The sequence below is a fragment of the Desertihabitans aurantiacus genome (assembly GCF_003344635.1).
Taxonomy (GTDB): Bacteria; Actinomycetota; Actinomycetes; order Propionibacteriales; family Propionibacteriaceae; genus Desertihabitans; species Desertihabitans aurantiacus.
This window is the reverse complement of the sequence record NZ_QPKK01000152.1, coordinates 1-9,613: the sequence shown is the minus strand read 5'-3', so window position 1 is coordinate 9,613 and position 9,613 is coordinate 1. Positions and strand designations below refer to the sequence as shown.

Annotated in this window: 9 protein-coding genes; 4 read left to right on the top strand and 5 right to left on the bottom strand. The window is 74.6% G+C overall.

What is annotated here, in order from left to right; translation table 11 throughout:
- The first annotated feature begins 181 nt into the window (after positions 1-181).
- Complete coding sequence (gene metG / locus DVA66_RS12690) at positions 182-1,975, top strand: methionine--tRNA ligase (protein WP_114560418.1); 1,794 nt, start codon at positions 182-184, stop codon at positions 1,973-1,975.
- Between the two features lie 13 nt (positions 1,976-1,988).
- Here metG and DVA66_RS12685 read toward each other — a convergent pair whose 3' ends face one another.
- Positions 1,989-2,441, bottom strand: coding sequence for a PGPGW domain-containing protein (locus tag DVA66_RS12685; protein WP_114560417.1), 453 nt, complete (start codon positions 2,439-2,441; stop codon positions 1,989-1,991).
- Between the two features lie 60 nt (positions 2,442-2,501).
- Here DVA66_RS12685 and DVA66_RS12680 point away from each other — a divergent pair, with 60 nt between their 5' ends.
- Complete coding sequence (locus tag DVA66_RS12680) at positions 2,502-2,786, top strand: DUF4031 domain-containing protein (RefSeq protein WP_198671722.1); 285 nt, start codon at positions 2,502-2,504, stop codon at positions 2,784-2,786.
- Here the strand turns inward: DVA66_RS12680 and DVA66_RS12675 are convergent.
- From DVA66_RS12675 to DVA66_RS12660, 4 genes are all read right to left on the bottom strand, one after another.
- Positions 2,750-3,583 (bottom strand): LLM class F420-dependent oxidoreductase, encoded by an 834-nt coding sequence (locus tag DVA66_RS12675; protein WP_114560415.1) that lies wholly within the window; start codon positions 3,581-3,583, stop codon positions 2,750-2,752. The two genes, DVA66_RS12680 and DVA66_RS12675, sit on opposite strands and share 37 nt — an antisense overlap.
- A gap of 59 nt (positions 3,584-3,642) precedes the next feature.
- The gene (locus DVA66_RS12670; protein ID WP_114560420.1) at positions 3,643-4,164 is read right to left on the bottom strand and encodes a uridine kinase; all 522 of its coding nucleotides are present in this window, start codon (positions 4,162-4,164) and stop codon (positions 3,643-3,645) included.
- A gap of 65 nt (positions 4,165-4,229) precedes the next feature.
- A complete protein-coding gene (locus DVA66_RS12665; protein ID WP_198671721.1) occupies positions 4,230-5,909 on the bottom strand; it encodes a phospho-sugar mutase in 1,680 nt (559 codons plus the stop codon).
- Positions 5,906-6,706, bottom strand: coding sequence for a purine-nucleoside phosphorylase (locus DVA66_RS12660; RefSeq protein ID WP_114560414.1), 801 nt, complete (start codon positions 6,704-6,706; stop codon positions 5,906-5,908). The genes DVA66_RS12665 and DVA66_RS12660 overlap by 4 nt, the downstream gene beginning before the upstream one ends.
- 227 nt (positions 6,707-6,933) lie before the next feature.
- On the opposite strand from DVA66_RS12660, the gene DVA66_RS12655 reads away from it, so the two are divergent.
- Positions 6,934-8,046 (top strand): 3-deoxy-7-phosphoheptulonate synthase, encoded by a 1,113-nt coding sequence (locus DVA66_RS12655; protein ID WP_114560413.1) that lies wholly within the window; start codon positions 6,934-6,936, stop codon positions 8,044-8,046.
- A gap of 13 nt (positions 8,047-8,059) precedes the next feature.
- A complete protein-coding gene (locus DVA66_RS12650) occupies positions 8,060-9,478 on the top strand; it encodes an NAD(P)H-quinone dehydrogenase (RefSeq protein ID WP_198671720.1) in 1,419 nt (472 codons plus the stop codon).
- The last annotated feature ends 135 nt before the right edge of the window (positions 9,479-9,613 follow it).

The window sequence follows — 9,613 nt, the reverse complement described above, 5'->3', positions numbered from 1 at the left end:
CGCAGACGTGGTGCGGGGGTGGCAGTCACGGGTCCGATCCTCGCGGAGCCGGAGCGGCCTGGACAACGACCTGCGGGCCACGAGGTGGTGAACTGCGGCGGACGCTCGGTGCCCCCCCGCCGGCCCCGGCGTCCGGGAATCGCGGTCGGGGGAGGGTGCGGTCCTGGGTAGGGTGCGGCGCATGACTGCTGTTCTCGCCGCCGTGGCCTGGCCGTACGCCAACGGTCCCCGGCACATCGGCCACGTGTCCGGTTTCGGGGTGCCCTCCGACATCTTCGCCCGGTTCATGCGGATGAGCGGTCACGACGTGCTGATGGTGTCGGGCACCGACGAGCACGGCACGGCCATCCAGGTGCAGGCCGACAAGGAGGGCCTGACCGCACGGGAGACCGCCGACAAGTACCACCGGATGATCACCGAGGACCTGCGCGGGCTCGGGCTGTCCTACGACCTCTACACCCGCACCACCACGGTCAACCACCGCGAGGTGGTGCAGCAGCTGTTCACCGCGCTGGAGGAGAACGGCTACGTGGTGGCGAAGACGTCGATGGGCGCCATCAGCCCGTCCACCGGACGCACCCTGCCCGACCGCTACGTCGAGGGCACCTGCCCGATCTGCGGCTACGACGGCGCCCGCGGCGACCAGTGCGACAACTGCGGCAACCAGCTCGATCCGATCGACCTGTTGAACCCGCGCTCGCGGATCGACGGCGAGGTGCCCGAGTTCGTCGAGACCGAGCACTTCTTCCTCGACCTGCCTGCCTTCGCCCAGAGCCTCACCGCCTGGCTGGGTGAGCGTCGCGACTGGCGTCCCAACGTGCTGAAGTTCAGCCAGAACTTCATCGACGACCTGCAGCCCCGCGCCATCACCCGCGACCTCGACTGGGGCGTGCCGGTGCCGCTGGAGGGCTGGCGGGACGCCCCGATGAAGCGGATCTACGTCTGGTTCGACGCCGTCATCGGCTACTTCTCCGCCTCGGTGGAGTGGGCCCGGCGCAGCGGCGACCCCGACGCCTGGCAGAAGTGGTGGCACGACCCGGAGGCCCTGTCCTACTACTTCATGGGCAAGGACAACATCGTCTTCCACTCCGTCATCTGGCCGGCGATCCTGCTCGGCGCGGGTGGCAGCGGCGACAAGGGCGGCACCCCGGGCCCCTACGGCGAGCTCAACCTGCCCACCGAGGTGGTCTCGAGCGAGTTCCTCACCATGAGCGGGGCGAAGTTCTCCACCTCGCGCAACACCGTCATCTACGTCCGCGACTTCCTCGCCGAGTTCGGCCCGGACGCGCTGCGCTACTTCATCGCCGCCGCCGGCCCGGAGAACCAGGACGCCGACTTCACCTGGGAGGAGTTCGTCCGCCGGATCAACAACGAGCTGGCCAACGAGTGGGGCAACCTCGTCAACCGCTCGCTGTCGATGGCGCACAAGAACGTCGGTGCCATCCCCGCGCCGGGGGAGCTGCAGCCGGTGGACGTCGCCCTGCTGGAGGCGTCCGCGGCCGCCTTCGACACGGTCGGGCAGGCGCTGGGACGCAACAAGGTGCGCCAGGCGATCGGTGAGGCGATGCGGATCGTCACGCTGGCCAACCGCTACCTGTCCGAGACCGAGCCGTGGAAGCTCAAGGACGACCCGGGACGCCGCGACACCGTGCTGCACACCGCGCTGCAGGTGGTCTCGGACTGCAACACGCTGCTGACCCCGTTCCTGCCGCACTCCGCCCAGCTGGTCTTCGAGGCCCTCGGCGGTCGCGGGGTGTGGGCGGCGCTGCCGGAGATCCACGAGGTGTCGGAGGAGGGCGGCCCGGACTACCCGGTGCTGATGGGCTCCTACGCGCTGGAGCAGGCCCGTTGGCGCCGCACCGACATCGCGCCGGGCACGCCGCTGTCCAAGCCGTCGCCGCTGTTCAGCAAGCTCGACGAGTCGCTGGCCGAGACCGGGCCGGAGTGGGCGCCGGTGCACCGCGCCGAGGACTGAGCCGGGCCGGCCGTCAGGCGCGGGGGACCGGACCGTGGCGGCGGTGCCGCCACCAGCTCCAGACGAGCAGCACCAGCGCCAGGACGGCCGAGCCGAGGACGGTGCCGCCGGTGGCCCAGCCGCCGAACAGCCAGAACCGGTCGGGCAGCGGCCACCAGCCCGGCGCGGGCGGCTGCAGCCCCCAGACCACGCCGACCCCGGCCACCACGACGACACCGAGCACCGACAGCACCAGCCGCGGCCAGGTGCTGACGGCGTCGTCTGCGGTCCGCAGCGCGCGCCGCTTGACCGGCGCCACCCGGCGCTGGGCCCAGGCGTACTGCTGCGACAGCACCAGCAGGCCGAGCAGGAGCAGCACCAGGCCCGGGCCCGGCAGCACCAGGGCGGCCAGCCCGAGCACGACCAGCCCCCAACCCAGCACCTCCAGGCCGATGCGCTTCAGGGCGGCGCCGCTGCGGCGGAACATGGTCCCAGCGTCGCAGGTGGGCCCGACCGGGAGCCGGTCGGCCCCGGTTACGGTGGGGTGATGATCTTGATCGACCCGCCGCGCTGGCCGCACCGCGGGACCGTGTGGTCGCACCTGGTCAGCGACGACTCCTACGAGGAGCTGCACGCCTTCGCCGCCGGTATGGACATCCCGCGGCGGGCGTTCCAGGGCGACCACTACGACCTGCCGCAGGAGCGGTACGACCGCGCCGTCGAGCTCGGCGCGGTGCCCACCGACAGCCGCGAGCTGCTCCGCCGCCTGGTCGCCTCCGGGCTGCGGCGCCGCCGTCAGAGGCCGAGCGCGGCGGCCAGCTCGCGGAGCTGACCCGGACGGTCGTCGCCGTCGGCGAACTGCGGGTGGACGGCGACGTGGTCGGCCCCGGCGGACAGGTGCTGCGCCAGCCGTGCGGCAACGGTGTCCACCGGGCCCTGGTAGACCAGCTCGTCGAGCAGCCGGTCCGAGCCGCCGTCGGCGATGTCGGCGTCGGAGAATCCCAGCGTCTTCAGGTTGCGGGTGTAGTTGCTGAGACGGAGGTAGAGGGCGACGGCGTCCCGCGCGACCTCGCGCGCGGCCGCCGGGTCCCGCTGCAGGGCGATCTTGTGCTCCGGCGCCAGCAGGACGCCGTCGCCCAGCTCGGCCCGCGCGCGGGCGGTGTGCTCGGGGGTGGTGAGGTAGGGCAGCGCCCCGGCGGTCCGATCGCCGGCCAGCCGCAGCACGCGCGGACCGAGCGCGGCCAGTGCCCGCTGCTCAGGGGCCACGCCCGCCGCGTCCAGCGCGTCGAGGTAGTCGACCAGGCTCTGGTAGGGCGAGGCGTACTCCCGCTGCGCCTCGGGATGGCCGATCCCCACCCCGAGCAGGAACCGGCCCGGGAATCGCTCCGCGAGCCGGTGGACGGAGCCGGCGACGGTGGCGGCGTCGTCTGTCCAGACGTTGACGATGCTGGTGCCCACCAGCACGCGCTCGGTCGCCGCCAGCAGCCGCTCCGCGTCGGCCAGGTCGCCGTCGGGCGACCCGCCGATCCACAGCGTGCCGAAGCCGAGACCCTCCGCTGCGGACGCCAGCTCCGCCGACCACTCGTCGGCGCGCAGCCAGATCCCGTACCTGCCGGTGTCGATGCTCATACCCGGGCAACCGGTCCGGCGCCGGACCGATTCCCCGGACCGTCCGCGCTGGCCAAGCCTCAACCGGTCGAACCGCCGGCGAGCTGTCGCACCGCCGCCCGCATCCCCAGCGGTTCGAAGCCCAGCGCGAGGGCCCGACGGCGCATCGCCGGCTCCGTGCGCCACAGCGCCAGCCCGCGGCGCAGCAGCACCAGCGGCGGCTTCCGCCGCTCCCGCAGGTCGCGGACCAGCCGGAGCAGGAAGGTCAGGCTCCGCGGCCGGTCGAGCCACAGCGGCTGGACGTCCATCCCGGCCGCCCGCGCCGGCTCGAGCACGTCGGCGGCGAAGACGCCCTCGGCCACCACGCAGCCGTCGTCGGGAAGCGTCAGGACGTGGCTGCCCACGCGGGCGTTGGCGGCGATCTCGTAGCGGGGCAGGGTGACCGTGCCGGTGCGGCAGAGCGTGCGCAGCGCGTCCACCGCCTCCTCGAGGTGCCAGGAGCCCGGGTCGTCCCAGTCGACGATGCCCAGCGTGTGCGGCAGCCCGGGCTCGTCGCCGTCGCGGTAGAAGTCGTCCAGGCGCACCAGCGGACGTCCCGCCATCCGGGCCAGCCGCGACTTGCCGCTCCCGGACGCCCCGGCCACCAGCACCAGCCTGCGCCCGGGCGTCACAGCAGCCCGAGCGCGGTGGCCATCTCCTGGCGCAGGTCGGCCAGCAGGGACGCCGCGCGGATCCGGGCCGCCGCCAGGTCGGTCGAGTCCTCCGGGGTCTGGCGCACCTCGAGGTAGCACTTGAGCTTGGGCTCGGTCCCCGACGGGCGCGTCACCACCTGCACCCGGTCGGTGGTGATGAGCACGCCGTCGGTGGGCGGCAGCGCGTCACTGCCCGTGGCCAGGTCGAGGACCCGGGTCGGCTCGCCGAGCAGGGTCGTCGGAGGAGCGGCCCGCAGCGTCTGCATCGCGGTGGCGATCTGGCCCATGTCGGTGACCCGCACCGACAGCTGGTCGGTCGCGTGCAGACCGTAGGTGCGCATGAGCTCGTCCAGGCGATCGGTCAGCGTCCGCTCCTCGGCGCGCAGCGACGCCGCCAGCGCGAGCACCCGCACCAGCGCGGTGATGCCGTCCTTGTCGGCCACCGCGGCCGGGTCGCAGCAGTAGCCGAGCGCCTCCTCGTAGCCGAAGGCCAGCCCGGGCACCCGGCCGATCCACTTGAACCCGGTCAGCGTCGTGGTGGACGGCTGCCCGTGCGCCTCGGCGAGCCGGTCGAGCAGGGTGCTGGAGACCACCGAGCGGGCGTACACCCCGGACGCGCCGCGGCGCAGCGCGTCGTCGGCCAGCAGCGCACCCAGCTCGTCCCCGCGCAGCATCCGCCACCCGCCGGGGGCCTCACCGCCGGCGTCGGGGACGGCCACCGCGCACCGGTCGGCGTCGGGGTCGTTGGCCACCACGAGCTCCGCGCCCTCCTGGTGCGCCGCGGCCAGCGCCAGGTCGATCGCGCCGGGCTCCTCGGGGTTGGGGAAGGCGACGGTGGGGAAGTCGGGGTCGGGCTCGACCTGCTGGGCCACCGGGCGGCCGGGGGTGAGGCCGATGGCGCCGACCACCGCGTCCACGACCGCCGCGCCGACCCCGTGCAGCGGGGTGTAGACCCACGACACCTCCCGGGGCGCGTCGGCCGGGACGAGGGTGGCGGCCCGGGCCACGTAGGCCGCGAGCAGGGAGTCGTCGGCGGTGCGGTACTCCGCCGAGCGGACGACCTCGGTCAGCGGGGCGGCGGCCGCGGTGCGGATGTGGGCGGCGATCTCGGCGTCGGTCGGCGGCACGATCTGGGAACCGTCGCCGAGGTAGACCTTGTAGCCGTTGTCCTGCGGCGGGTTGTGCGAGGCGGTGACCACCACCCCGGCCACGCAGCCGAGGTGACGCAGACCGAAGGCGATCACCGGCGTCGGGGTGGGGACGTCCACCAGCACGGCGTCGAAACCGGCGCCGGCCAGCACCTCGGCGGTGTCGCGGGCGAAGACGTCGGAGTTGTAGCGGGCGTCGTGGCCGACCAGCACCGTGCCCCCGGACGTCTGGGGCTGCTCCTGCAGCCAGGCCGCGAGCCCCGCGGCGGCCTGGGTGACCACCACCCTGTTCATCCGCGCCGGACCGGGCCCGAGCGGGCCGCGCAGGCCGGCCGTCCCGAACTGCAGCGGGCCGGCGAAGGCGGAGGCGAGCTCGGTGGCGGCGGCCTCCTCGCCCTCCCCGGCCCGGGCCAGCAGCAGGTCGAGGGCGGTGACGGTGGCGGGGTCGGGGTCCTCGGCGCGCCAGCGGGCGGCGGCCTCGGCCAGACCCTCGGGCAGGGCGCTCACAGCACCGCCACCAGACCGGTGAGCAGCTCGGCCAGCCGCGGGGCGGCGTCCCGCCCGGCCTCGATGACCTCCTGGTGGTCCAGCGTCGCGTCGGTCGTCCCGGCCGCGGCGTTGGTGACCAGCGAGATGCCGAGCACCTCCAGCCCGGCCTCGCGGGCCGCGAGCGTCTCCAGCGTGGTCGACATGCCGACCAGGTCGCCGCCGAGCACGCGGGCCATCTGCACCTCCGCCGGCGTCTCGTACTGCGGGCCGCCGAACTGCACGTAGACGCCCTCGTCGAGCTCGGGGGCGACGCTGCGGGCCAGCTCGCGCAGCCGGCGCGAGTACGCCTCGGTCATGTCGATGAAGGTGGCCCCCCGCAGCGGGGTGGTGCCGGTGAGGTTGATGTGGTCGCGGATCAGCACCGGCGTCCCTGGGGGCCAGGCCGGGTTCAGCCCGCCGCAGCCGTTGGTCAGCACCAGCGTGGACGCCCCGGCGGCCGCGGCGGTCCGCACCCCGTGCACCACCGCGTCGACGTCGCGCCGCTCGTAGAAGTGGTGCCGGCCGGTGAAGACGGCGGCCACCTTGTCGTTCGGTGTGCGGACCACCCGCAGCTGCCCGCCGTGGCCGGCGACGGTGGGGGCGGTGAACCCGGGCAGGTCGGCCAGCGGCACCGTGTACAGCTCCTCGCCCAGCCGGTCGGCGGCCGCGGACCAGCCCGAGCCCAGCACCAGGGCCAGGTCGACCGAATCCAGCGAGGCGGCGGTGAGCAGGGCGCGGGCGGCGTCGGCGGCGAGCGCCTTCGGGTCGTCGGTCACCCGCGCAGTCTCTCACCGGAGGCGCCGCCGCCGTGGCCGGTGTAGGCTGCCGCTCGTGTTCGCACGATGGTTCGGCTATCTGACGTCGGCTCCGGAGGGGCCTGCGGCCGGTTAGACGCGCCACCACGAACCTTCCAGAGCCGACGGGGCAGGGACGACGTCCCTGCCCTTCGCCGTTCCCGGCGGGCTCTGGACGAGGGCCCGCCCCCGATCCCAGGAGCCCTCCCGTGACCACCACGACCGTCCCCGGCGCCACCGTCGCGCCGCCGACCGCCGACGTCCGCGTCGTCGGGACCGAACCCCTGCCGAGCCCGGCCGCGCTGTTCGAGGAGGCGCCGGGTGACCCCGTCGCCGACTCCGTCCGACGCTCCCGCGAAGCCGTGCGGGCCGTCCTCGCCGGCGTCGACGACCGGCTGCTCGTCGTCGTCGGACCGTGCTCGATCCACGACCCCGACGCCGGGCTGGAGTACGCCGGGCGGCTGGCCGCCGAGGCCCGCCGGCTCGAGCCGGACCTGCTGGTGGTGATGCGCACCTACTTCGAGAAGCCGCGCACCACCGTCGGCTGGAAGGGCCTGGTCAACGACCCGCACCTGGACGGCAGCCACGACATCGGCACCGGGCTGCGGACCGCCCGCCGGTTCCTGCTCGACGTCAACGCCCTCGGGATGGCCTGCGCGACGGAGTTCCTCGAGCCGATCACCCCGCAGTACCTGGCCGACCTGGTGACCTGGGGGGCCATCGGGGCGCGCACCGCCGAGAGCCAGATCCACCGCCAGCTGGTGTCGGGGCTGTCGATGCCGGTGGGCATCAAGAACGGCACCGACGGTGGGCTGCAGGTCGCGGTCGACGGCTGCCGGGCGGCCGCGGCGGCCCAGACCTTCCTGGGCATCGACGCCGACGGGCGGGCGGCCCTGGTCCGCACCACCGGCAACACCGACACCCACCTGGTGCTGCGCGGCGGGGCGAGCGGGCCCAACCACTCCCGCGAGCACGTGCAGGCCGCCTCCGCCGGACTGGCCGACGCGGGGCTGAACCCGCGGGTGGTGGTCGACGCCAGCCACGCCAACAGCGGCAAGGACCACCGCCGGCAGCCGGTGGTGGCCGCCGACGTGGCCGAGCAGGTGGCCGCCGGAGGACCGGTGGCCGGGGTGATGCTGGAGAGCTTCCTGGTGGAGGGACGCCAGCCGCTGGACGTCGCCGTCGGCCCGTCCGGCCTGGTCCGGGGGCAGAGCGTGACCGACGCCTGCCTGGGCTGGGAGCAGACGGTGGAGGTGCTCGACGCGCTGGCCGCGGCGGTCGGGCGGGCCCGCCGGACGGGCGGCCGGGGCTGGTCGGCGTGACAGGATGGGCGGCGTGACTCGTGTGGTGATCATCGGCGGCGGACCGGCTGGGTACGAGGCGGCTCTCGTGGGCAGCCAGCTCGGCGGGGAGGTGACCCTGATCGAGGACGCGGGCGTCGGGGGCGCGGCGGTGCTCACCGACTGCGTGCCGTCCAAGACGCTGATCGCCACGGCCGAGGTGATGACGATCATCCAGGGCTCGGAGGAGCTCGGGCTGCGGGTCGGCGGAGCCGACGGCGACCCGGCCACGATCGACTCCCTCGTCTCGGTCGACCTCGCCGCGGTGAACTCCCGCGTGCTGGGGCTGGCGGCCAAGCAGTCCAGCGACATCACCGAGCGCCTCGCGCGCGAGCACGTGGACGTCGTCCGCGGCCGGGGACGGCTGGACGGCACCCGCCGGGTGGTCGCGGAGACCGCCGAGGGGGAGCGCAGCTTCGAGGCCGACGCGATCCTCGTCGCCACCGGGACGCACCCGCGCCGGCTGCCCGACGCCCAGCCCGACGGCGAGCGGATCCTCACCTGGCAGCAGCTCTACCACCTGGAGGAGCTGCCCGAGCGGCTGGTCGTGGTCGGCTCGGGGGTCACCGGGGCCGAGTTCGCCAGCGCCTACCACGCCCTCGGCGTCGACGTGGTGCTGGTCAGCTCCCGCGATCAGGTGCTGCCCGGCGAGGACCCCGACGCGGCCCGCGTCCTGCAGGAGGTGCTGGAGCGCCGCGGGATGACGATCATGGCCCGCTCCCGGGCGGCCGCCGCCCGGCGGGTCGGCGACGGGGTCGAGGTGGAGCTCACCGACGGCCGCGTCATCGAGGCCTCCCACGTGCTGATGGCGGTCGGCTCCATCCCCAACACCACCGACATGGGCCTGGAGGAGGCCGGGGTGGCCCTGACCGACTCCGGCCACATCACCGTCGACAAGGTCTCGCGCACCTCCGCGCGCGGCGTCTACGCCGCCGGGGACTGCACCGGGGTGCTGCCGCTGGCCTCGGTGGCGGCCATGCAGGGCCGGATCGCGATGTGGCACACCCTCGGCGACGCCGTCGCCCCGCTCGACCTCAACACCGTGGCCGCCAACGTCTTCACCGCCCCCGAGATCGCCACGGTCGGGGTCTCCCAGCAGGACGTCGACGGCGGCGTCCTCGACGCGAAGGCCGTCACCCTGCCGCTGCGGGGTAACGCCCGGGCCAAGATGCAGGGCATCGAGGACGGCTTCGTCAAGATCTTCTGCCTGCCCCGCACCGGCATCATCGTCGGCGGGGTGGTGGTGGCGCCGTCGGCCAGCGAGCTGATCCACCCGCTCTCGCTCGCGGTCGCCGAACGGATCACCGTGGACGAGTTCGCCGGCGACTTCACCGTCTACCCCTCGCTGTCGGGATCGCTGGCCGAGGCCGCGCGCCGGCTGCACCGCGGAGCGATCACCCCCGTCGTCGACTGAAGACACCCGCGCGCGGGGACGCGTCAGGTGCCGGCGGCGCCCAGCAGCCGGGTGGTCTCGGTCGCCGCGCGCCGGACGCCGCCGCGCTCGTCCACCCAGCCGCCGGCCAGCCCGACCACCGGGACCTTCGCGACC

What these genes read in the sequence shown, in the direction of transcription:
- metG (WP_114560418.1), top strand. Translation starts at nt 182, where the DNA reads ATGACTGCTGTTCTCGCCGCCGTGGCCTGGCCGTACGCCAACGGTCCC.
- DVA66_RS12685 (WP_114560417.1), bottom strand. Translation starts at nt 2,441, where the DNA reads ATGTTCCGCCGCAGCGGCGCCGCCCTGAAGCGCATCGGCCTGGAGGTG.
- DVA66_RS12680 (WP_198671722.1), top strand. Translation starts at nt 2,502, where the DNA reads ATGATCTTGATCGACCCGCCGCGCTGGCCGCACCGCGGGACCGTGTGG.
- DVA66_RS12675 (WP_114560415.1), bottom strand. Translation starts at nt 3,583, where the DNA reads ATGAGCATCGACACCGGCAGGTACGGGATCTGGCTGCGCGCCGACGAG.
- DVA66_RS12670 (WP_114560420.1), bottom strand. Translation starts at nt 4,164, where the DNA reads ATGGCGGGACGTCCGCTGGTGCGCCTGGACGACTTCTACCGCGACGGC.